The 21368-nt window shown below is 68.2% G+C and carries 20 protein-coding genes; 9 read left to right on the top strand and 11 right to left on the bottom strand.

All coding sequences use genetic code 11. The annotated features are described in order from the left end of the window. The first annotated feature begins 32 nt into the window (after window positions 1-32). From F0P95_RS06060 to F0P95_RS06030, 7 genes are read left to right on the top strand one after another with little or no spacing between them, the layout of a single operon-like run. Window positions 33-1346 carry an ABC transporter permease gene (locus F0P95_RS06060; protein ID WP_182336066.1) on the top strand — a complete coding sequence of 438 codons (1314 nt, stop codon included), beginning with the start codon at window positions 33-35 and terminating at the stop codon, window positions 1344-1346. Between the two features lie 14 nt (window positions 1347-1360). Further along, window positions 1361-2578 (top strand): ABC transporter permease, encoded by a 1218-nt coding sequence (locus tag F0P95_RS06055; RefSeq protein ID WP_182336065.1) that lies wholly within the window; start codon window positions 1361-1363, stop codon window positions 2576-2578. Window positions 2579-2597: 19 nt separating this feature from the next. Further along, the gene (locus tag F0P95_RS06050; RefSeq protein ID WP_182336064.1) at window positions 2598-3080 is read left to right on the top strand and encodes a nuclear transport factor 2 family protein; all 483 of its coding nucleotides are present in this window, start codon (window positions 2598-2600) and stop codon (window positions 3078-3080) included. After that, window positions 3077-4411: an ABC transporter permease gene (locus tag F0P95_RS06045; RefSeq protein WP_182336063.1), complete on the top strand. Its 1335-nt coding sequence runs from the start codon at window positions 3077-3079 to the stop codon at window positions 4409-4411. The genes F0P95_RS06050 and F0P95_RS06045 overlap by 4 nt, the downstream gene beginning before the upstream one ends. A gap of 11 nt (window positions 4412-4422) precedes the next feature. Continuing rightward, window positions 4423-5637: an ABC transporter permease gene (locus tag F0P95_RS06040; RefSeq protein ID WP_182336062.1), complete on the top strand. Its 1215-nt coding sequence runs from the start codon at window positions 4423-4425 to the stop codon at window positions 5635-5637. Window positions 5638-5679: 42 nt separating this feature from the next. Then, the gene (locus F0P95_RS06035) at window positions 5680-7020 is read left to right on the top strand and encodes a sigma-54-dependent transcriptional regulator (protein WP_056931088.1); all 1341 of its coding nucleotides are present in this window, start codon (window positions 5680-5682) and stop codon (window positions 7018-7020) included. A 10-nt stretch (window positions 7021-7030) separates the two neighbouring features. Continuing rightward, window positions 7031-8377, top strand: coding sequence for a sensor histidine kinase (locus F0P95_RS06030; RefSeq protein ID WP_182336832.1), 1347 nt, complete (start codon window positions 7031-7033; stop codon window positions 8375-8377). 169 nt (window positions 8378-8546) lie between these two features. On the opposite strand, the gene glmU is transcribed toward F0P95_RS06030, so the two are convergent. After that, entirely contained in the window at window positions 8547-9914 is a 1368-nt protein-coding gene (gene glmU, locus F0P95_RS06025) for a bifunctional UDP-N-acetylglucosamine diphosphorylase/glucosamine-1-phosphate N-acetyltransferase GlmU (protein ID WP_182336061.1), read from the bottom strand. A 277-nt stretch (window positions 9915-10191) separates the two neighbouring features. Here glmU and F0P95_RS06020 point away from each other — a divergent pair, with 277 nt between their 5' ends. After that, window positions 10192-10575: a GtrA family protein gene (locus F0P95_RS06020; protein WP_182212925.1), complete on the top strand. Its 384-nt coding sequence runs from the start codon at window positions 10192-10194 to the stop codon at window positions 10573-10575. Window positions 10576-10710: 135 nt separating this feature from the next. Here the strand turns inward: F0P95_RS06020 and F0P95_RS06015 are convergent, their stop codons facing one another. From F0P95_RS06015 to F0P95_RS05975, 9 genes are all read right to left on the bottom strand, one after another. Beyond that, a complete protein-coding gene (locus tag F0P95_RS06015) occupies window positions 10711-11133 on the bottom strand; it encodes a F0F1 ATP synthase subunit epsilon (protein ID WP_182336060.1) in 423 nt (140 codons plus the stop codon). Window positions 11134-11216: 83 nt separating this feature from the next. Further along, complete coding sequence (gene atpD, locus F0P95_RS06010; protein ID WP_182336059.1) at window positions 11217-12623, bottom strand: F0F1 ATP synthase subunit beta; 1407 nt, start codon at window positions 12621-12623, stop codon at window positions 11217-11219. Between the two features lie 37 nt (window positions 12624-12660). Continuing rightward, complete coding sequence (gene atpG, locus F0P95_RS06005) at window positions 12661-13524, bottom strand: F0F1 ATP synthase subunit gamma (protein ID WP_056931087.1); 864 nt, start codon at window positions 13522-13524, stop codon at window positions 12661-12663. Window positions 13525-13602: 78 nt separating this feature from the next. Continuing rightward, a complete protein-coding gene (atpA, locus tag F0P95_RS06000) occupies window positions 13603-15150 on the bottom strand; it encodes a F0F1 ATP synthase subunit alpha (RefSeq protein ID WP_054661987.1) in 1548 nt (515 codons plus the stop codon). Window positions 15151-15194: 44 nt separating this feature from the next. Continuing rightward, the gene (locus F0P95_RS05995) at window positions 15195-15722 is read right to left on the bottom strand and encodes a F0F1 ATP synthase subunit delta (protein ID WP_054661984.1); all 528 of its coding nucleotides are present in this window, start codon (window positions 15720-15722) and stop codon (window positions 15195-15197) included. 3 nt (window positions 15723-15725) lie between these two features. Continuing rightward, window positions 15726-16196, bottom strand: coding sequence for a F0F1 ATP synthase subunit B (locus F0P95_RS05990; protein WP_153191177.1), 471 nt, complete (start codon window positions 16194-16196; stop codon window positions 15726-15728). Between the two features lie 111 nt (window positions 16197-16307). Continuing rightward, a complete protein-coding gene (gene atpE, locus F0P95_RS05985; protein ID WP_054661978.1) occupies window positions 16308-16610 on the bottom strand; it encodes a F0F1 ATP synthase subunit C in 303 nt (100 codons plus the stop codon). Between the two features lie 74 nt (window positions 16611-16684). Beyond that, entirely contained in the window at window positions 16685-17482 is a 798-nt protein-coding gene (gene atpB, locus F0P95_RS05980) for a F0F1 ATP synthase subunit A (protein ID WP_054661975.1), read from the bottom strand. A gap of 27 nt (window positions 17483-17509) precedes the next feature. Further along, window positions 17510-17875 (bottom strand): ATP synthase subunit I, encoded by a 366-nt coding sequence (locus F0P95_RS05975; protein ID WP_182212595.1) that lies wholly within the window; start codon window positions 17873-17875, stop codon window positions 17510-17512. A 412-nt stretch (window positions 17876-18287) separates the two neighbouring features. On the opposite strand from F0P95_RS05975, the gene F0P95_RS05970 reads away from it, so the two are divergent. Beyond that, the gene (locus tag F0P95_RS05970) at window positions 18288-19112 is read left to right on the top strand and encodes a porin family protein (protein ID WP_232528843.1); all 825 of its coding nucleotides are present in this window, start codon (window positions 18288-18290) and stop codon (window positions 19110-19112) included. 100 nt (window positions 19113-19212) lie between these two features. Here F0P95_RS05970 and lpdA read toward each other — a convergent pair whose 3' ends face one another. Further along, the gene (gene lpdA, locus F0P95_RS05965) at window positions 19213-21360 is read right to left on the bottom strand and encodes a dihydrolipoyl dehydrogenase (protein WP_182336058.1); all 2148 of its coding nucleotides are present in this window, start codon (window positions 21358-21360) and stop codon (window positions 19213-19215) included. Window positions 21361-21368: the final 8 nt, after the last annotated feature.

Here is a 21368-nt window from a genome sequence, read left to right as displayed (position 1 = left end):
CCATCTGGGAATACCGCAATACAGGAGCCTGCATGCTCGGTTACTACCTGCAGCTCGCGCTGCGAAGCTTTGGCCGCAACAAGGTGCTGACCACGCTGATGGTGGTGACGATCGGCATCGGCATCGGCGCGGCGATGACCACGCTCACGCTGTACAAGGTGCTGTCCGGCGACCCGATACCGGAAAAGAGCGCGCGCCTGTTCTACCCGCGGCTGGAGCCACGCACGCTCGGCCGCGACGTCAGCGTGGACCCGGAACCGATGGAACAGCTGACCCGCTTCGACGCCGAGGAACTGCTGCGGCAGAAGCGCGGCGTGCGCCAGGCGATGATGAGCGCCGGCTCGGTGACGGTCCTGCCAGAGGGCACCGCGGCGCAGCCGTTCCGCGCCTCATCGCGCTACACCTCGGCCGATTTCTTCACCATGTTCAACGCGCCGCTGCGCGCCGGCCGTGGGTGGAGCGCGGACGATGACGGTGCCCGCGCGCGGGTCGCGGTGATCGGCTCCAGGCTCGCCGAGAAGCTGTTCGGCGACGCCGATCCGGTCGGACGCGAGATCCACCTGTCGCAGGGCGTGCTGCGCGTCATCGGGGTGATGGACGAGTGGACGCTCAACCCGCGCTTCTACGACCTGAGCAACCGCCGCTTCGGTGGCGGCGAGCAGGTGTTCCTGCCGTTCTCCACCTCGCGCGACATGCGCCTGCCGACCCAGGGCAGCATGAACTGCTGGGGCAGCAGCAACACGGACGCGGAGGGTGCGCGCGGACTCAACGCACCGTGTGCCTGGGTACAGTACTGGGTGGAACTGGAATCGCCCGGACAGGCCGCCGACTACCGCAAGTACCTGGCCGACTATTCGGACCAGCAGCGCGCCGCCGGCCGTTTCGAGCGCCCGGCCAACGTACGCCTGGACGACGTCATGGGCTGGCTCGACTACAACCGCGTGGTGCCCAACGACGTACGCATGCAGATGTGGCTGGCGTTCGGCTTCCTGCTGGTGTGCCTGCTCAACACCGTCGGCCTGCTGCTGGCCAAGTTCCTGCGCCGCAGCGGCGAGATCGGCGTGCGCTGGGCACTCGGCGCCGCGCGTGGCGACATCTTCCGCCAATGCCTGGCCGAGGCCGGCGCGATCGGCCTGGCCGGCGGCCTGCTCGGCCTGGGCTTCGCCGCGCTGGGACTGTGGCTGATCCGCCAGCAGCCGGACGATTACGCGCGGCTGGCGCAGATGGACACCGCCACGCTGCTGTTGACCGTCGCCCTGGCGCTGGGCGCCAGCCTGCTTGCCGGCCTGCTGCCGGCGTGGCGCGCGATGCAGGTGCCGCCGGCGCTGCAGCTCAAGAGCCAATAGGGAGAGCAAGACCCATGGAAATCCGTCCCATCCTCTCGATCCTGATGCGGCACAAGACCGCCGCGGCGCTGATCGTGCTGGAGATCGCGCTGAGCTGCGCGATCATCTGCAACGCGATCTTCGTGATCGGCCACCGCACCGGGGAGATGCGCCGCGACAGCGGCATCGTCGAGGACGAGCTGGTCTACCTCAGCGTCAGCAGCCTGCAACCGGACCGCAACCGCGATGCGATGCGGCGCGAGGACACCGCCACCCTGGCCGCCGTGCCCGGGGTCCGCTCGGTCGCCAGCGTCAACCAGCTGCCCTACGGCGACAACGTCTGGGCATCGGGCATCAACCTGCGCCCGGGCCAGGCCGACGCCATCCTCACCGCCTCCAACTACATGGACGACGGCGGCCTGCTGCCCACCCTGGGCCTGCGCGTGGTCGAGGGCCGCGGCTTCAACCCGGACGAGTACCAGGGCCAGGACGCGCTGGACGTACCGGGCCAGACGCCGCAGGTGCCCGCCGTGCTGCTGAGCCGCGCGCTGGCGGCGCGGCTGTTCCCGGGGCGGAGCGCGGTCGGCCAGGACATCTATGTATGGGGCGACGCGCCCAGCCGCGTGGTCGGCGTGGTCGACCGGCTGATCGCACCCGGGCGCGGGCGCATGTTCGAGGACAGCTTCCACACCATGATCTTCCCGTTGTGGGTGTCCAACGGCGGTTATGTGCTGCGCACCGATCCGGCGCGCCGCGACGAGGTGCTGAAGGCCGCGGTGGCCGCGCTCAACCGCGCCGATCCGAACCGGATCATCGACACCCGGACAACGGTCAGCGAGATGCGCCGCGATTTCTACAGCCGCGACCGCGCTGTGATCTGGCTGCTGGTGAGCGTGTGCGTCGCGCTGCTGGCGGTCACCGCCTTCGGCATCGTCGGCCTGGCCAGTTTCTGGGTACAGCAGCGCACCCGCCAGATCGGCATCCGCCGCGCGCTGGGCGCCACCCGCACCCAGATCCTGCGCTACTTCCAGGCCGAGAACTTCGTGCTCACCAGCACCGGCATCGTGCTTGGCGTGCTGCTGGCCTACACCTTGAACCTCACCCTGATGCGCCAGTACGAGCTGCCGCGCCTGCCGCTGGCCTACATCCCGGCCAGCGCGCTGGTGCTGTGGCTGCTGGGCCAGGTCGCCGTGTTCGGCCCGGCGCGCCGCGCCGCGGCGATCCCGCCGGCCGTCGCCACCCGCAGCGCCTGACCGGCGCAGGAGAACCACCATGAAGCCCCTGCTGTACCTGTTGCCCCTGCTGCTGGCGGCGCCCGCCGCCCCGGCGCTGGCGGACGATGACCTGGCCACCACCATCGCCGCGCTCGACCACGCCGTGTTCGACAGCTTCAACCATTGCCAGGATCCGGCGCAGCTGGAGCGGCACGCCGCTTATTTCGACCCGGCGGTCGAGTTCTACCACGACACCGGCGGCGTCACCTGGACCCGCGAGGCCATGCTCGACAACACCCGCAGGCACGCCTGCGGCCGCTACACCCGCGAACTGATCGACGGCAGCCTGCAGGTGTTCCCGATCAAGGACTTCGGCGCCATCGCCCAGGGCAGCCACCGGTTCTGCGACACCGCCAGCGGCACGTGCGAGGGGCTGGCCGACTTCGTCATGCTCTGGCATCTGCACGATGGCCGGTGGTCGATCACCCGCGTGCTGAGCTATGGCCACCGCGCGGCCCACCCACCTGCCGCGCAACCATGAATTACACGCTGGAGACCGGCATGCGCGGCTGCCTGCGGCATCCGCGGACGATGCTGCTGGCGGTCCTGACCCTGGCGCTGGGACTGGCGTCGGTGATGACCATGCTGACCCTGTTGTCGGTACTGTCGGCCGATCCGCTGCCCGGCATCAGCCACACGCTGCACATCGCCTGGGCCGATTCGCGACCGGCGCCCCGCAGCGGCGAGGACGCCAGCACCGACGGCGCTGGCGCAAGCGTGCCGCCGTTATGGAAACTGGACGACGTGCAGGCCATGCGCAGCCAGCGGGCAGATATCCGCCAGGCGGGGCTGCTGACCGCACCGCTGTCGGTGACCAATGCCGACGGCAGCACCACCCGTACGGCATCGGCAGTGCTGGCAGTGGGACCGATGCTGCAGATGTTCGGGGTGCCCCTGCGCCACGGCCGTACCTGGACCCCGGCCGAGGAACAGGCGCGCGCGCCGGTGGTGGTGATCAGCCGCGCGTTGAGCCTGCGCCTGCTCGGCCGCGAGGACGGCACCGGCGCCGCCATTCGTCTTGGCCGCCATACGTTCCGGGTGATCGGAATCAGCGAGCGCTGGGCGCCACGCCCACGGCCGCACTTCCTGCCCGGCAACGATCCCGGCTGGAAGGGGGACGGCGACGAGATCTTCGTGCCCGCGATGGCCGCGGTTGAAGCGGGGGTGGAGATCACCAGCACCCGGCAATGCGATGGCGGTGGCTTCGATGGCTTCCGCTTCGACGAGATCAACGTCGGCAACTGCCGTTGGCTGGTGCTGTGGGCCGAGCTGCAGGACGACGCGCAACGCGAGGCATACGCCCACAGCCTGCAGGCATTCGCGGCGCAGCGTCGTGCCAGCGGTGCCTTTGAACGCGCTGCGTACACGAGTCTGCGGCCAATGGCCGAATGGCTGCGCTCCAATCGCGTGGTACCCGATAGCGTGCGCCTGAACCTGTGGCTTGCCGCCGGCCTGCTGATGCTGTGCCTGGTCAACGTCGCCGGGCTGCTGGCTGCGCGCTTCCTGCGGCGTGCCGGCGAGCACGGCGTGCGCCGCGTACTCGGTGCGCCACGCCGCTCGATCATCGCCGCCTGTCTGGTGGAAGCCGGCCTGGCCGGGCTGCTGGGTGGCGTATGCGCCCTGCCGCTGACACTGGCGGGCCTGTGGCTGATGCGCCAACAAGGAGAGGCGTACGCGCCACTGGCGCGCTTCAGTCCCGCACTGTTCATCGTCCTGCTGGCCCTGGCACTGCTCACCGGCCTGCTGGTGGGATTGCTGCCTGCGGTGCGCGCGGCCCGGCAGGAGCCGGCGCTGCAGGTCAAGACGCTCTAAGGAGGACCGGCATGTTCCCTCTGTTGTCCGCGCTGCGTCGCAACCCGCTGATGCCACGCCTGATCGTGCTGCAGGTCATGGTGGCCTGCGCGATTCTCTGCAACACGCTGTTCCTGCTCGGCCAGCAAGCGGCCCCGCTGCTGGTCGACGATGGACTGGCCGGAGACGAACTGGTGATCGTCGACCAGGTGGTCAGCCGCGGCGCCCCCTGGACACCTGCGCAGGTCCGCGCCGGCCGCGATGCACTTGCATCCATTCCCGGCGTACATGCCGCCAGCGCCGCGTCGGGCGTACCAATGCGCCAGACCCTGACCCTGACGTTCGACCTCAAGCCTGCCGGCGGCCCGACACTGACGACCACCGGCTACATCGGCGAGCGCCTGCTGGATACCTTCGGCCTGCGCCTGACCCGGGGCCGCGACTTCCTGGACACCGAATACCGCGACATCAACATGTCCGCCGACATGCACACCCCGATCATCATCACCGAAGCGCTCGCACGGGAACTCCTGGGGGACGGCGACCCCGTCGGTGCGACGCTGAGCTCGGGCGACGGCAGCGGCAGCTACACCGTGGTCGGCGTCGTCGCCCACCTCATGCGCTACCAGTTGTCGGAGCTTGGCGACGGCAAGGCCGAATACTCGATCATCATTCCCGGCATCCTTGCCGGCATGCCCATCGCCAGCTATGTGCTGCGTACCGCTCCGGAGAACCGCGAAGCGGTGCGTGCACAGGTGGCGCAGGTGCTTGACCAGAGCTTTGCCGGGCAACTGGTGCCGGGTATCGAGCCGGTCGTGGCCGACTACGAACGCCTGCGGGACGACGGGCTGCGTACCCGCCGCGCCGCGGTCTGGCTGCTGTCCACGGTCAATGCGGTGGTCGCCACGATCACGCTGATCGGCATCGCCAGCCTGAGTGGCTACTGGATCCAGCAACGGACGCGGCAGATAGGCATACGCCGCGCGCTGGGAGCCACCCGTGGGCAGATCCTGCGTCATTTCCTGGCTGAGAACCTGGTACTGGTCGGTGCGGGGTTGGCGCTGGGGCTACTCCTGGCACTGGGCATCAACCACTGGCTGATGCAGCATTACGAGCTGGCACGGCTGCCGTTACCCTACCTGCCGGCGGCGGCGGCGCTGCTGCTGGCGCTGGGGCAGCTGGCGGTCGCCGGTCCGGCGCACCGCGCCGCGGGGCTGCCACCTGCCAGCGCGGCCCGCAGTGTGTAAGGCCGCCGCTTCCCCACCCCTTTCTTTCCTGCAAGGCCCCGAATGCCGCAGATACTGATCATCGACGACAACGCCGCCGTGGCCACCGCGCTGGACGTGCTGTTCTCGCTGCACGACATCGAGACGCGCCACGCGTGCTCGCCCGAGCAGGGGTTGGCGATGCTCGCCGAACAGGAGTTCGACCTGGTCATCCAGGACATGAACTTCACCGCCGACACCACCTCCGGCGAGGAGGGGCAGGTGCTGTTCCGGCAGATCCGCGACAGCTGGCCGGACCTGCCGGTGATCCTGCTTACCGCCTGGACCCACCTGGACAGCGCGGTAGAACTGGTCAAGGCCGGTGCCGCCGACTACCTGGCCAAGCCCTGGGACGACGGGCGCCTGCTGACCACGGTCAACAACCTGCTGGAACTGGCCGAGACCCGCCGCGAACTGAGCCGCCGCCGCCAGCGCGAGCTGAAGCAGCGCCAGAGCCTGCACGAACGCTACGACCTGGCCGGGGTGGTGTTCGCCGACCCGGCCAGCGAGCGCGTGATCAGCCTGGCCTGCCAGGTCGCGCGCTCGGACCTGCCGGTGCTGATCACCGGCCCCAACGGCGCCGGCAAGGAGAAGATCGCCGAGATCATCCAGGCCAACTCCGGCAAGCGCGGCGGCGCGTTCGTCGCGCTCAACTGCGGCGCGATCCCGGCCGAGCTGATCGAGGCCGAGCTGTTCGGCGCCGAGGCCGGCGCCTACACCGGCGCCAACAAGGCGCGCGAGGGCAAGTTCGAGGCCGCCGACGGCGGCACCCTGTTCCTGGACGAGATCGGCAACCTGTCGCTGGCCGGGCAGATGAAGCTGCTGCGCGTGCTCGAGACCGGTCGCTTCGAGCGCCTGGGTTCCAACCGCGAGCGCCAGGTGAAGGTGCGCGTGGTCAGCGCCACCAACGCCGACCTGCCGGCGATGATCCGCGACGGCAGCTTCCGCGAGGACCTCTATTACCGCCTCAATACGGTGGAACTGGCATTGCCGGCACTGGCCGAGCGCCGCGAGGACATCCTGCCGCTGGCCCGCCATTTCCTCGGCGACGAGGGCAAGCCGCTGTCGCCGCAGGCCGCGCAGGCGCTGCAGCGGCACACCTGGCCCGGCAACGTGCGCGAGCTGCGCAACGTGATCCAGCGCGCCTGCCTGCTCGCGCAGGGGCCGCGGATCGAAGTGGCCGACCTCAACCTGCCGCGCGCGCCGCAACGGCCCATCGCGCAGGCCGACGAGCCGGACCGCGCGCGCATCATCGGCGCCCTGGAACGTGCCGGCGGGGTCATCGCCCAGGCCGCGGCGGACCTGGGCCTGAGCCGCCAGGCGCTGTACCGGCGCATGGACCGCCATGGCATTCCGCGCGAATGACACGCCCATGTTGAAAACCCGCTCCTTCACCTTCCGTCTGTTCCTGCGCCTGTTGCCGGTGCTGGCGCTGGCCGCGGCGCTGCCGTGGCTGCTGGCCTACTGGATGGACCGCGGCTGGGTGGTCACCGTGGTTTCCACGGTGCTGCTGCTGTCGCTGATGTGGTGGACGCTGCGCCGCGCCACCGCGCCGATCCGTTCGCTGCTGCGATCGCTGGCAGGCATCACCAGCAGCTACCGGGACGGCGAATACAACTTCGGCGTGCACTGGCGTGGCGACGACGAACTCGCGCAGCTGGTGAAGGCGCATGCCGAACTCGGCGACGTGCTGCGCGAACAGCGCCAGTCGCTGGTGCAGCGCGAGCTGCTGCTCGACACCATGGTGCAGAACACGCCGGTGGCAATGCTGCTGCTGGCCGACGGCGGCGATGGCGTCCAGCGCGTGGCGTTCTCCAACATCTCCGCGCGCAAGCTGCTGCACGGCGGCTGGAAGCTGGAAGGCAAGCGCATGCACGAGCTGCTGGAGAACATGCCGGTGGAACTGCGCAATGCCATCGCCCGCGGCGGCGACAGCCTGTTCGCGGTGCGCGAGGCCGACGGCGACGAGGACGACGAGCAGATCTACCACCTGTCGCGCCGCAGCTTCCACCTCAACGGCCGTCCGCACGACCTGCTGTTGCTGCGCCTGCTCACCGCCGAGCTGCGGCGGCAGGAAGTACAGACCTGGAAGAAGGTCATCCGGGTCATCAGCCACGAGCTCAACAACTCGCTGGCGCCGATCGCCTCGCTCGCCCATTCCGGCGCCGAGCTGGTGCGGCGCGGGCGCATCGACCGGCTGGAGGACATCTTCGGCACGGTCGAGGAGCGCGCCCGCCACCTGGAGGGCTTCATCCGTGGCTACGCACGCTTCGCCAAGCTGCCGCAGCCGCAGCTGCAGACCATCGCGTGGGCGCCGTTCCTGCGCGGGCTGCAGCAGCAGATCCCGTTCCGCATGGTGCCGCCGCCCGATGACCTGTGCAGCCGCATCGATCCGGCGCAGTTCTCGCAGGCGCTGCTCAACCTGCTCAAGAACGCGCACGAGGCCAGCAGCGACAACGGCGTGACCGACGACACGGTCGAGGTCCGGATCGCGCGGTTGCCGCATTGGCTGCGCATCGAGGTGCTGGACCGCGGCACCGGCATGAACGAAGCGGTGCTGCAGAACGCGCTGATGCCGTTCTATTCGACCAAGCGCAACGGCACCGGCCTGGGCCTGGCGCTGACCCGCGAGATCATCGAGGCGCATGACGGCCGCATCTCGCTGCAGAACCGCAACGATGGCGGCCTGTGCGTGACCCTCCTGCTGCCCACCAGCGGCTGAGCCGCGCGCGGCGCCAGGCCGTGGCGCGCGGTTCGATGCGCGCCACCGCCGTCATCGGCGCCCTGCCCGCTCCCCTGCCTGGCGGTACGCCGGGCAACCGCGGCGGCGTCTGCGCACGCAGCGCATCCCGGGGCCCGGCGCGCCGACCGCGCTGCCACGGTGGCGGCGATCAGACCTTCTTCTGCGGACGCTTCCAGCCTTCGATGGTCTGCTGGCGGCTGCGCGCCACCGTCAACCGGTCCGCCGGCGCGTCGCGGGTGACCACCGAGCCGGCGGCGATGGTGGCGCCGTCGCCCAGCGTCACCGGTGCGACCAGCGCGCTGTTGGAACCGACGAACACGCGGTCGCCGATGCGGGTCTGGAACTTGTTCACGCCATCGTAGTTGCAGGTGATGGTGCCCGCGCCGATGTTGCTGCCGCTGCCGATCACCGCGTCGCCCAGGTAGGTCAGGTGATTGGCCTTGCTGCCCTTGCCCAGGGTCGCGTTCTTGGTCTCGACGAAGTTGCCCACGTGCACGCCGTCGGCCAGCACCGTGCCGGGGCGCAGCCGCGCGAACGGACCGATCTGCGCGGCGCCCTCGCTGACCACGCCGTCCAGGTCGCAGTGCGGGCGCACCTGGGTGCCGGCGCCGAGGCGGACGTCCTTCAGCCGCACGAAGGCGCCGATGGTGACGCCATCGCCCAGCTCGACCTCGCCCTCAAGCACCACGTTGGCATCGATCTGCACGTCGCGCCCGGCCTTGACCGTGCCGCGCTGGTCCAGGCGTGCCGGGTCCAGGAGGCGCACGCCCTGCTCGCACAGCGCACGCGCCGCGCGCAGCTGCCAGGCGCGCTCGAGCTGCGCCAGCTGCCAGGGATCGTTGGCGCCTTCGGCTTCCTGCGGGTCGGCCACGTGCACCAGCAGCGCCGGCGTGTACTCGGCCGCGGCCGCGGCGAACACGTCGGTCAGGTAGTACTCGCCCTGCGCGTTGGCGTTGGACAGGCCGGACAGCCAGCGCCGCAGCGCAGTGGATTCGGCGGTGATGATGCCGGTGTTCACGGTGCGGATGCGCTTGTGCGCGTCGTCGGCATCCTTCTGCTCGACGATGGCCGCGACCTTGCCTTCGGCATCGCGCACGACGCGGCCGTAGCCGCTGGGGTCGTCGAGTTCGGCCACCAGCACCGCGAGCCGCGGCGCGTCGTGCAGCAGCGCATGCAGGGTATCGGCACGGATCAGCGGCACGTCGCCGTACAGCACCAGCACCTGCGCGGTGTCCGGCACGGCCGGCATCGCCTGCAGCACGGCATGGCCGGTGCCCAGCTGCTGCACCTGCTCGGCCCAGGCCAGGTCGTCCTGGCCGGCAAAGGCGGCACGCACGGCCTCGCCGCCGTGGCCATGCACCACGTGGATGCCGGCAGGCTGCAGCTGTCGCGCGGTCTCGATCACGTGCGCCAGCATCGGCCGCCCCGCCACCGGCTGCAGCACCTTGGGCAGGGCCGACTTCATGCGCTTGCCGGCGCCGGCAGCGAGGATGATGACGTGCAACGGTTGGCTCATCGGCGGACTTCCGGTAATCGATGCAGGGATTCTAAGAATGCGCCGGCAGGCCGTCGAGCGCGATGCCGCGGCATGGCCCGGATGTGCGTGGCAGGCAGGCGCCGCCACTGCACGATCACGGCGGAAGAGACGCCGGGCGGATACCGTTCCAATCGCGATGGGCAGCCGCTGCCGACGTCGCGATCGGCGCATGCCACGTGCCCCGCTGCTCCGCCCCGGACATGCGGCCGCCGCCAGCGGGTAGCATGGGCGCCTTTCCCTACCCGCGTTCATCCCGATGACCCTGTTGCGACAAGGCGGCCGCTATATCGCCGCCGGCCTGATGCAGTTGCTGCTGGACTGGCTGGTGTTCGTGGCGGCCACCGCCGCCGGCCTGCCTCCCGTGCCGGGCAACCTGCTCGGGCGCGGCAGCGGCGCATTGCTGGGCTTCTGGCTCAACGGCCGCTACACCTTCCCGCGCGACGACGGACGCCGCCACGGGTGGAGCCACTTCGCCCGGTTCCTCGCGCTGTGGCTGCTGATGACCGCCGCCAGCAGCGGGCTGCTGGCGTGGACCACGGATACGCTGGGGCTGCAGATGGCGTGGCTGGCCAAGCCGCTGGTGGAAGGCGGGCTGGCGGTGCTGAACTTCTTCCTGCTGCGCCACGTGGTCTACCGCTGAGCCGGCCGATGCAGGCAGGCGGGCGCTTCGACGGCATGCCGGTCGCGCGTGCCCGCGACGGCCGGTGCACGGGGTGCGCAAATGAAAAACGCCGGGCAAAGCCCGGCGTTCCTCGTTACCTTGACCGCAGCGCGCTCAGTGCTTGAGGTTGCGGCGCAGGCGTTCCAGCGCCTGCAGCTGGGCGGTGATTTCGGCCAGGCGCTGCTGCGCCTCGGCCAGCTCCATGGCTTCGCCACGGTTGGCCAGCACGCGCTCGGCTTCTTCCTTGGCCTTGCGTACCGCGGCCTCGTCGATGTCGGTGGCGCGGATGGCGGTGTCGGCCAGCACGGTCACGACCTGCGGCTGCACTTCCAGGATGCCGCCGGAGATGGCGAAGTCCAGGTGCTCGCCGGCGGCGGTGGTGACCACGACCTTGCCCGGCTTCAGGCGGGTGATCAGCGGCGCATGCTTGGGCGCGATGCCCAGCTCGCCCAGTTCACCGGTGGCCACGACCAGGGTGGCTTCGCCGCTGAAGATCTGCTGCTCGGCACTGACGATGTCGCAACGGATGGTGCTCATGGAACTCTCTTCGCCTGGTTGGGTGGGCCTGCGCCCACCGCAGGATGCCGCAGAGGCGGAGCGGACTCCGCCTCACGCCGGAATTAGGCCTTTTCGGCCATCTTCTTGGCCTTCTCGACCGCTTCTTCGATGCCGCCGACCATGTAGAACGCCTGCTCCGGCAGGTGGTCGTACTCGCCGTCGACGATGCCCTTGAAGCCGCGGATGGTTTCCTTCAGCGGCACGTACTTGCCCGGCGAGCCGGTGAACACTTCGGCCACGTGGAACGGCTGGCTGAAGAAGCGCTCGATCTTGCGCGCGCGCGACACGGCCTGCTTGTCTTCCTCGGACAGTTCGTCCATGCCCAGGATGGCGATGATGTCCTTCAGTTCCTTGTACTTCTGCAGGGTCTGCTGGACACGCTGGGCGGTGTCGTAGTGCTCGGAACCGATGACCTGCGGGTCCATCTGGCGCGAGGTCGAGTCCAGCGGGTCCACCGCCGGGTAGATGCCCAGCGAAGCGATCGAACGCGACAGGGTCACGGTCGAGTCCAGGTGGGCGAAGGTGGTGGCCGGCGACGGGTCGGTCAGGTCGTCCGCGGGCACGTACACGGCCTGGATCGAGGTGATCGAACCGGTCTTGGTCGAGGTGATGCGCTCCTGCAGGACGCCCATTTCCTCGGCCAGGGTCGGCTGGTAACCCACCGCCGACGGCATGCGGCCCAGCAGCGCCGACACTTCGGTACCGGCCAGCGTGTAGCGGTAGATGTTGTCGACGAACAGCAGCACGTCCTTGCCCTTGCCGTTGGCGTCCTTCTCGTCGCGGAAGTACTCGGCCATGGTCAGGCCGGTCAGGGCGACGCGCAGGCGGTTGCCCGGCGGCTCGTTCATCTGGCCGTACACCATCGCCACCTTGTCAAGGACGTTGGAGTCCTTCATCTCGTGGTAGAAGTCGTTGCCCTCGCGGGTACGCTCGCCCACGCCGGCGAACACGGACAGACCCGAGTGCGCCTTGGCGATGTTGTTGATCAGTTCCATCATGTTGACGGTCTTGCCGACGCCGGCGCCGCCGAACAGGCCGACCTTGCCGCCCTTGGCGAACGGGCACATCAGGTCGATGACCTTGATGCCGGTTTCCAGCAGCTCGGTCGAGGAGGACTGGTCTTCGTACGACGGCGCGGCGCGGTGGATTTCCCACGAATCGGACGCGGCGACCGGGCCGGCTTCGTCGATCGGGCGGCCCAGCACGTCCATGATGCGGCCCAGGGTGCCGGCGCCGACCGGCACCGAGATGGCGCGACCGGTGTTGTTGGCGATCAGGCCACGCTTCAGGCCGTCGGTGGAACCCAGCGCGATGGCGCGGACGATGCCGTCGCCCAGCTGCTGCTGGACTTCCAAGGTGATGTCGGTGTTGTCGACCTTCAGCGCGTCGTACACCTTCGGCACGTCGCTGCGCGGGAATTCGACGTCGACGACGGCGCCGATGATCTGAACGATCTTGCCCTGACTCATTGCTGCATCCTCTAATTAAATGCTTTGACTGTGCGCGTCAGACTGCTGCCGCGCCGCCGACGATTTCGGAGATTTCCTGGGTGATCGCTGCCTGGCGGGCCTTGTTGTAGACCAGCTGCAGGGTTCCGATCAGCTTGTTCGCGTTGTCGCTTGCCGCCTTCATCGCCACCATGCGTGCCGCGTGCTCGGAAGCAACGTTCTCCAGCACGGCCTGGTACACCAGCGACTCGATGTAGCGCGTGATCACGTGCTCGAGCACGGTCGCGGCATCGGGTTCGTACAGGTAGTCCCAGTCGTGCGAGGCGACCTGCGTCTCGCTGGCCGGCAACGGCAGCAGCTGGTCGAAGGACGCCTTCTGCGTCATCGTGTTGATGAAGCGGTTGTAGACCAGGTACACGCGGTCGACCTTGCCTTCGGTGAAGGCGTCGAGCATCACCTTGATCACGCCGATCAGCGTCTCCAGCTTCGGCTGGTCGCCGATGTGGGTGACGCTGCCGACCATGTTCACGTTGACCCGGCGGAAGAACACGCTGGCCTTCTGGCCGACGGTCACCATGTCGATCTCGGCGCCCTTTTCCTGCCAGCCGCGCATTTCGGCCACGGCCTTGCGGAACAGGTTGTTGTTCAGGCCGCCGGCCAGGCCGCGATCGGAGGAGATCACGATGTAGCCCACGCGCTTGACGTCTTCGCGCTCGACCAGGAACGGATGCTGGAAGTCGGTGCTGGCCTGGGCCAGGTGGCCGATCACCTGCTTCATCGCCTGCGCGTACGGACGCGAGGTCTTCATCCGATCCTGCGCCTTGCGGATCTTGGAGGCGGAGACCATCTCGAGCGCGCGCGTCACCTTGCGGGTGTTCTGCACGCTCTTGATCTTGGTTTTGATTTCGCGTCCGCTTGCCATCTCTTATTCCCATGGAGCGGGGGCCTTCCCCCGCTGTGTCACAGTGAAGCGGGGCCAGGGCCCCGCTCTACGTGCGGCTTACCAGCTGCCGGTGGTCTTGAACTCGGAGATGCCCTTCTTGAAAGCGGCTTCGATCTCGTCGTTCCAGGCGCCGCTGGCGTTGATCTTGGCGGTCAGCTCGCCGGCGGTGTTGGCGAAGTGGGCGTGCAGGCCCTCTTCGAACGCCAGCAGCTTGTTGACCGGCACGTCGTCCAGGTAACCCTCGTTGACGGCGTAGATCGACAGCGCCTGGTTGGCGATGGACATCGGCGCGTACTGCTTCTGCTTCATCAGCTCGGTGACGCGCTGGCCGCGCTCGAGCTGCTTGCGGGTGGCTTCGTCCAGGTCCGAGGCGAACTGCGCGAACGCCGCCAGCTCGCGGTACTGCGCCAGCGAGATGCGGATGCCGCCGGACAGCTTCTTGATGATCTTGGTCTGGGCCGAGCCACCGACGCGCGACACCGAGATACCGGCGTTCACGGCCGGGCGGATGCCGGCGTTGAACAGGTCGGTTTCCAGGAAGATCTGGCCGTCGGTGATCGAGATCACGTTGGTCGGGACGAACGCGGACACGTCGCCGGCCTGGGTCTCGATGATCGGCAGCGCGGTCAGCGAACCGGTCTTGCCGGTGACCTTGCCTTCGGTGAACTTCTCGACGTACTCCTCGGACACGCGGGCAGCGCGTTCGAGCAGGCGCGAGTGCAGGTAGAACACGTCGCCCGGGTAGGCTTCGCGGCCCGGCGGACGCTTCAGCAGCAGCGAGATCTGGCGGTAGGCCACGGCCTGCTTGGACAGGTCGTCGTACACGATCAGGGCGTCTTCGCCGCGATCCATGAAGTACTCGCCCATGGTGCAGCCGGAGTAGGCGCTGATGTACTGCATCGCGGCCGACTCGGAAGCGGTGGCGGCCACGACCACGGTGTGGGCCAGCGCGCCGTTCTCTTCCAGCTTGCGCACGATGTTGGCCACGGTCGAGGCCTTCTGGCCGATCGCGACGTACACGCACTTGATGCCGGTGCCCTTCTGGTTGATCACCGCGTCGATCGCCATGGCGGTCTTGCCGGTCTGGCGGTCACCGATGATCAGCTCGCGCTGACCGCGGCCGATCGGGATCATCGAGTCGACCGACTTGTAGCCGGTCTGCACCGGCTGGTCGACCGACTTGCGCCAGATCACGCCCGGGGCAACGCGCTCCACCGGCGCGGTCAGCGAGGTGCCCAGCGGGCCCTTGCCGTCGATCGGCTCGCCCAGCGCGTTGACCACGCGGCCGAGCATTTCCGGACCCACCGGCACTTCCAGGATGCGGCCGGTGGTCTTGGCCACGTCGCCTTCGCGCAGGTGCTCGTAGTCGCCCAGCACCACGGCGCCGACCGAGTCGCGCTCCAGGTTCAGCGCCAGCGCGTAGGTGTTGTTCGGCAGCTCGATCATTTCGCCCTGCATCACGTCGGCCAGGCCGTAGATGCGCACGATGCCGTCGGACACCGAGGTCACGGTGCCTTCGTTGCGCGATTCCGCGGACAGCGCGACCTTCTCGATGCGGTTCTTGATCAGTTCGCTGATTTCGGAGGGGTTGAGCGTGGTAGCCATCGTCAAGTCCTAGTGCCGGCGATCAAGCCGGACGATAAGTGAATTCAGTTTGCGAGCGCGGTCTGCAGGCGCGACAGCTTGCCCTTGAGCGAACCATCGATGACCACGTCGCCGGCATCGATCACGGCGCCGCCGATCAGCGAAGCGTCCACCGCGGTCGAGACCTCGACGTCGCGGCCGAAACGCCTGCGCAGCGCGAGCTTGATCTTTTCCAGTTCGTCGGCCGAAAGCGCGGCCGCCGAGGTGACGGTGGCCTTGACCACGTTCTCGGCTTCGGCGCGCAGCTGGTCGAACAGGCCGGCGATTTCCGGCAGCTGCTGCAGGCGATGCGACTCGGCCAGCAGGGTCAGGAAGCGGCCGTAGGTTTCACCCGCCGCTTCCGGGGCCAACAGGGCCACGGCGTCGCCGCGGGCCAGCTCCGGATTGGACAGCAGGGCCGACACGCGCGGATCGGCGGCAACGCGGGCGGAAAACGCAAGCGCTTCCGACCACGGCGCGAACTTGCCTTCCTCGCGCGCAATCGCGAACGCGGCGCGGGCATACGGGCGGGCAAGCGTGAGGGCCTGGCTCATCTATCAGATCTCCGCGGCCAGCTCGTCGAGCAGCGCCTTGTGGGCGTTGGCGTCGATTTCGCGCTTGAGCAGCTTCTCGGCACCGGTCACGGCCAGTGCGGACACCTGCTTGCGCAGGTCTTCGCGGGCGCGGTTGGCGGCGGCGTCGATTTCAGCCTGGGCCAGTTCTTTCTGGCGGTTGGCTTCGGCGATGGCTTCGTTCTTGGCGGCCTCGACGATCTGGTTGGCGCGGGCGTGGGCCTGGTCGATGATCTCGTTGGCCTTGCCACGGGCTTCCTTCAGCGCCTCGTTGACCTTCACTTCCGCCTGGGCCAGGTCTTTCTGGCTGCGGTCGGCAGCGGCGAGGCCTTCAGCGATCTTCTGCTGGCGCTCTTCGATGGCCTTCATCAGCGGCGGCCAGATCTTGGTCGCGATGATCCAGATCAGCGCGGCAAAGGCCAGTGCCTGTGCAAAGAGGGTGAGATTGATATTCATGGGTTAGCTCGATCGCTGGTGTCGGGGTGGTTGCGCCGCCGTGGCGGCGCAACCGGACCTTCATCCGAAGCCGGATGCCGTCAGGCACCCGGCCGTCTCACTTCAGCTGGATCAGCCCGCCAGCTTGGCGGCTTCGGCCAGCAGGGCAGCGGCCAGCGGGTTGGCGAAGGCCAGCAGCAGGCCGACGGCGACCGAGATGATGAACGCGGCGTCGATCAGGCCGGCGGTGATGAACATGCGGACCTGCAGGACCGGGATCAGTTCCGGCTGGCGGGCAGCCGATTCCAGGAACTTACCAGCCATGATGGCCAGACCCAGACCGGCGCCCAGCGCGGCCAGGCCGATCATGATGCCGACGGCAAGGGCGGTGGAGCTCTGAACTTGGGCGAGATTGGTCAGGACGGCGAAGTACATGGTTTTCTCCGAGAACTATGGGTAGCTAAGGGTGATGAAACGGATGAAGGTTGGAACTGGTTGAAGCTTGTAGCTTAGTGGCTGTCTTCCGACAGGCTCAGGTACACGATCGACAGCATCATGAAGATGAAGGCCTGCAGCGGAATCACCAACAGGTGGAACAGCATCCAGCCCAGGCCGAATACGCCACCGGCAACAGCACCGAACACGCCGGCGCCGCCCAGCACCCAGATCAGCAGGAAGACGATCTCGCCGCCGAACATGTTGCCGAACAGTCGCATCGCCAGGGAGATCGGCTTGCTCAGCCACTCGACGATGTTGAGGATCAGGTTGAACGGCATCATCCACTTGCCGAACGGGGCGGTCAGGAACTCCTTGACGAAGCCGACCAGGCCCTTGGAACTGAGCGAGAAGAAAACCATCAGGAAGAACACGCTGATCGACATGCCCAGGGTGGCATTGACGTCGGCGGTCGGCACCGGCTTCCAGTAGTGGACGCCCGCCCATTCCAGCGGCTTGGCGATGAAGTCGGCCGGGATCATCTTGATGAGGTTCATCAACAGGATCCAGAAGAAGATGGTGATCGCGATCGGCGTCACCAGCTTGCTCTTGCCGTGGTAGGTGTCCTTGGCCTGGCGGTCAACGAACTCCAGGCAGATCTCGACGAACGCCTGCCACTTGCCCGGCACGCCGGCGGTGGCCTTGCGGGTGGCCATCCAGAAGGCGAACACCATCAGCAGGCCCATCAGCACCGCGGTGACGACGGTATCGACGTGGATGGTCCAGAAGCTGCCGCCGTCCCCGACCTTGGCGGTCAGGTTCTGCAGGTGATGCTGGATATAGGTGGTAGGGGTTAGAGCCTCGCCCGCCATGAGTCCGGATACCTTTTATGAATTCGATCAACGCCTGGCCAGAGCCAGAACCTGGAACATCAGCGCCACTGGAATCGCCGCCAGCAGCGCCAAGGGAGGAAGCCGCCACCAGACGAACGCCATTGCCAGCACGGCGACAATCAGCACGATCTTCAGCGCGAACCCCAGGAACATGCGGATCATCGCCGAACCGGCGGCCTGAACGCCGCCGCCGAGCCCCACCCATGCCGCCAGCACCGTCCCCGCCACCACCGCCGCGCCTGAAACCAGCGCACCGAGGGCGTACTTCGGCCCCACCAGCAGGAAGGCCAGCGCCAGGACAACCACCGCGACCAGCGGGTACACCGCGGCACGCAGCATCAGCCGCCGACCCGCATCAACGGAGTTCAGCACGTGGAATGTCCTGCTTCATGGAACAAGGAGATCTGGGCGGCGCCAGGGGGCGCCTCGTCGAGCCGCGAAAGTATAGCAGCGGGACATTTTGCGAGACAACCGCCACAAGCCGCCCCCTGCGGATCGCAAGTTGTGGCATTTACTGGATTTTTCGGCCGGGCCGGGTTAGGACGGGCAAATCCCGATTTTGCGCTGCAACATGCGGAACTTCGGCGTCGCCGCCGGGTCACACCTGCACGTCCGCCGCCATAACCTCGTCGATGTGCGCGACGGACGCACCGGGCGAGGTGGCCCGCTTCCGGGCCACCTCGCCGCATTTTGCACATCCCGTACACCCTGCGGTCACGCAGGTGGCACATCGCTTCGGCCACGGTAGCCGCTCCCTGATCCACCCCATGGAGCGAACCGAACGATGCGTCTTCCCCCGCACCTCACGACCTGCGCGTCCTGCGCGCTTGCCCTGGCCCTGCTGCAGGCCGCGCCTGCCCATGCCGCCGACGGCGATCCACGCTTCACCCTGCGCCTGGGCGCGATGAACATCGATTCGTCCAACACCCTGCGCGGCAGCACCAGCATCGCCGGCCAGGACCTGGCGTTCGACGAGGATTTCGACCTCGGCGGCACGCAATGGGAGCCGCGCGTGGACGGCCTGTTCCGCATCAGCGAACGGCAGCGGCTGATCTTCGATTACTTCCGCTACGACAAGGACCGCCGCCAGGCGCTGGGGGAGAGCATCCGCTTCGACGGCACCACGGTGCCGGCCGGCAGCTTCGTCAAGGGCAACCTGAAATACCAGGTCGCCAGCCTGGTCTACGATTACGCGGTGATCGACGGCGAGCGCGTCGACCTCGGCCTGCAGCTGGGCGCCGAGTACGCCAAGGTCGGCAGCCGCGCGTATGCCGATCTGGGCGACCTGTACCAGGGCCAGGTGCTCGACGAGAAGACCGACGGCATCGCCCCGGTGGTCGGCGCGCGCCTGACCTTCACCCCGTCCGAGCACTGGCTGATCAACCTGCAGGGCCAGTACCTCAACACCCGCTGGGGCAGCTTCGATGACTACGAAGGCGACCTGAGCCGCGCCAACGCCATCGTGCAGTACAACGTCAACCCGAACTTCGGCATCTTCGCCGGCTACGACTGGTTCAAGCTCGACGTAGACCGCAAGGGAAGCGATGGGCTCATCGGCCTGAAGCAGGAATTCAAGGGGCCGCTGGCGGGCGTGAGCCTGTCGTTCTGACCCACCTGCGCGCGCCGCCACCGGTGGCGCGCTTTCCGCCGGGGCCGGAAACAACGACGCCCCGGTGAAGGGGCGTCGTGACGATCGCGTCGTATGCCGCTTACTTCTTCTTCGGGATGTACAGGTCGGTGATGGTGCCGTCGTAGATCTCCGAAGCCATCGCCACCGATTCGCTCAGGGTCGGGTGGGCGTGGATGGTGTGGCCGATGTCCTCGGCCTCGGCCCCCATCTCGATGGCCAGCCCGATCTCGGCCAGCAGTTCGCCGGCATGCACGCCGACGATGGCGCCGCCGATCACGCGGTGGGTTTCCTCGTCGAACACCAGCTTGGTGAAGCCCTCGGTGCGGCCGATGCCGATGGCGCGGCCGCTGGCCGCCCACGGGAACCTGGCCACGCCGACCTTCAGCCCCTTGGCCTTGGCCTCGGTCTCGGTGACGCCGACCCAGGCGATCTCCGGGTTGGTGTAGGCCACCGACGGAATCACCCGCGCCACCCACTCCTTCTTCTCGCCGAAGGCCACTTCCGCGGCCAGCTTGCCCTCGTGCGTTGCCTTGTGCGCCAGCATCGGGTTACCGACGATGTCGCCGATGGCGAAGATGTGCGGGACGTTGGTGCGCATCTGCCGGTCGACCGGGATGAAGCCACGCTCGGTCACTTCCACGCCGGCCTTGTCGGCATCGATCTTCTTGCCGTTCGGCGCGCGGCCCACGGCCACCAGCACGCGGTCGAAGGTGCCGCTCTGCATCGCCGGCTTCTCGCCCTCGGTGGCGGCCTCGAAGGTCACGGTGATGCCCTTCTTGTCGGCGGTGACGCCCGACGCCTTTGTCTTCAGGTGCACTTCGATGCCCTGCTTCTTCAGGCGCTCGGCCAGCGGCTTGACCAGGTCCTTGTCGGCGCCCGGCATCAGCTGGTCCATGAACTCGACCACGGTGACCTGGGCGCCCAGCGCGCTGTACACGGTGGCCATTTCCAGGCCGATGATGCCGCCGCCGACGACCAGCAGCGACTTCGGCACTTCGGCCAGTTCCAGCGCGTCGGTGGAATCCATCACGCGCTTGTCGTCCCACGGGAAGTTCGGCAGCTTCACCGCCTGCGAGCCGGCGGCGATGATGCACTGCTCGAAGCGCAGCAACTGGGTCTTGCCGTCGTCGCCGGTGATCTCCAGCTCGTTGGCCGAAACGAACTTGGCCACGCCCTGCACGGTGCGCACCTTGCGCTGCCTGGCCATGCCGGCCAGGCCCTTGGTCAGCTGGCCAACGACCTTTTCCTTGTACTCGCGCAGCTTGTCCAGGGTGATCTTCGGCTTGCCGAAGGCGATGCCCAGCTCATCGGCATGCGCGGCATGGTCGATGATCTCGGCCGCATGCAGCAGCGCCTTGGACGGGATGCAGCCGACGTTGAGGCAGACGCCGCCGAGGCTGGCGTAGCGCTCGACCAGCACCGTGTCCATGCCCAGGTCGGCCGAACGGAACGCGGCGGTGTAGCCGCCCGGGCCGGCGCCCAGCACCACCATCCGGCATTCGATGTCGGCGGCGCGGCCGGTCGACGGCAGCGCGCGGGCGGCCACGGCCGGGTCCGGCGCGCGGTGCGACGGGGTCACCGGCGGCCTGCTGCCCGGCGCCACGTTGCCGGCGCCGGCCGCGGGCGCTGCGCCCTGCGCCTCCAGCACCACCACCACGTCGCCCTCGGACAGCTTGTCGCCGAGCTTGACCTTGATCTCCTTGACCACGCCGACGGCGGTGGACGGCACTTCCAGCGTGGCCTTGTCCGATTCCAGCGTCACCAGCCCCTGGTCCTTGGCCACCGTATCGCCCACGGCCACCAGGATCTCGATCACCGGCACGCCGCTGTAGTCGCCGATGTCCGGCACCTTGACCTCGACCGGGCCGGTTGCGGCCGCGGTGGCCGGCGCACTGACCGCCGCCGGAGCGGCTGCGGCGGCCGGCTGCGCGGCCGGCGCGGGGGTCGCGGCCGGGGCAGCGGCGGGCGCCGGCGCGGCAGCCGCGCCTTCGGCCTCCAGCACCACCACCACGTCGCCCTCGGACAGCTTGTCGTCGAGCTTGACCTTGATCTCCCGGACCACGCCGGCAGCGGTGGACGGCACTTCCAGCGTCGCCTTGTCCGACTCCAGCGTCACCAGGCCCTGGTCCTTGGCCACCGTGTCGCCCACGGCCACCAGGATCTCGATCACCGGCACGTTGCTGTAATCGCCGATATCGGGGACTTTGACTTCAATCGTGTTCGCCATCTTTCAAG

Origin of the sequence: Stenotrophomonas acidaminiphila, from assembly GCF_014109845.1 — a bacterium.
GTDB classification, from domain to species: domain Bacteria; phylum Pseudomonadota; class Gammaproteobacteria; order Xanthomonadales; family Xanthomonadaceae; genus Stenotrophomonas; species Stenotrophomonas acidaminiphila.
Note: the sequence above shows the minus strand (reverse complement) of the source record. Positions and strands in the feature narration are given on the sequence as shown.

Excerpts from the sequence above, each read along its gene's own strand:
- lpdA (WP_182336058.1), bottom strand. The coding sequence starts at position 21,360 with ATGGCGAACACGATTGAAGTCAAAGTCCCCGATATCGGCGATTACAGC.
- glmU (WP_182336061.1), bottom strand. The coding sequence starts at position 9,914 with ATGAGCCAACCGTTGCACGTCATCATCCTCGCTGCCGGCGCCGGCAAG.
- F0P95_RS06055 (WP_182336065.1), top strand. The coding sequence starts at position 1,361 with ATGGAAATCCGTCCCATCCTCTCGATCCTGATGCGGCACAAGACCGCC.
- atpB (WP_054661975.1), bottom strand. The coding sequence starts at position 17,482 with ATGGCGGGCGAGGCTCTAACCCCTACCACCTATATCCAGCATCACCTG.
- F0P95_RS05990 (WP_153191177.1), bottom strand. The coding sequence starts at position 16,196 with ATGAATATCAATCTCACCCTCTTTGCACAGGCACTGGCCTTTGCCGCG.
- atpG (WP_056931087.1), bottom strand. The coding sequence starts at position 13,524 with ATGGCAAGCGGACGCGAAATCAAAACCAAGATCAAGAGCGTGCAGAAC.
- atpD (WP_182336059.1), bottom strand. The coding sequence starts at position 12,623 with ATGAGTCAGGGCAAGATCGTTCAGATCATCGGCGCCGTCGTCGACGTC.
- atpA (WP_054661987.1), bottom strand. The coding sequence starts at position 15,150 with ATGGCTACCACGCTCAACCCCTCCGAAATCAGCGAACTGATCAAGAAC.
- F0P95_RS06040 (WP_182336062.1), top strand. The coding sequence starts at position 4,423 with ATGTTCCCTCTGTTGTCCGCGCTGCGTCGCAACCCGCTGATGCCACGC.
- F0P95_RS06045 (WP_182336063.1), top strand. The coding sequence starts at position 3,077 with ATGAATTACACGCTGGAGACCGGCATGCGCGGCTGCCTGCGGCATCCG.
- F0P95_RS06020 (WP_182212925.1), top strand. The coding sequence starts at position 10,192 with ATGACCCTGTTGCGACAAGGCGGCCGCTATATCGCCGCCGGCCTGATG.
- F0P95_RS06035 (WP_056931088.1), top strand. The coding sequence starts at position 5,680 with ATGCCGCAGATACTGATCATCGACGACAACGCCGCCGTGGCCACCGCG.
- F0P95_RS05995 (WP_054661984.1), bottom strand. The coding sequence starts at position 15,722 with ATGAGCCAGGCCCTCACGCTTGCCCGCCCGTATGCCCGCGCCGCGTTC.
- F0P95_RS06050 (WP_182336064.1), top strand. The coding sequence starts at position 2,598 with ATGAAGCCCCTGCTGTACCTGTTGCCCCTGCTGCTGGCGGCGCCCGCC.
- F0P95_RS06060 (WP_182336066.1), top strand. The coding sequence starts at position 33 with ATGCTCGGTTACTACCTGCAGCTCGCGCTGCGAAGCTTTGGCCGCAAC.
- F0P95_RS05970 (WP_232528843.1), top strand. The coding sequence starts at position 18,288 with ATGCGTCTTCCCCCGCACCTCACGACCTGCGCGTCCTGCGCGCTTGCC.
- atpE (WP_054661978.1), bottom strand. The coding sequence starts at position 16,610 with ATGTACTTCGCCGTCCTGACCAATCTCGCCCAAGTTCAGAGCTCCACC.
- F0P95_RS06015 (WP_182336060.1), bottom strand. The coding sequence starts at position 11,133 with ATGAGCACCATCCGTTGCGACATCGTCAGTGCCGAGCAGCAGATCTTC.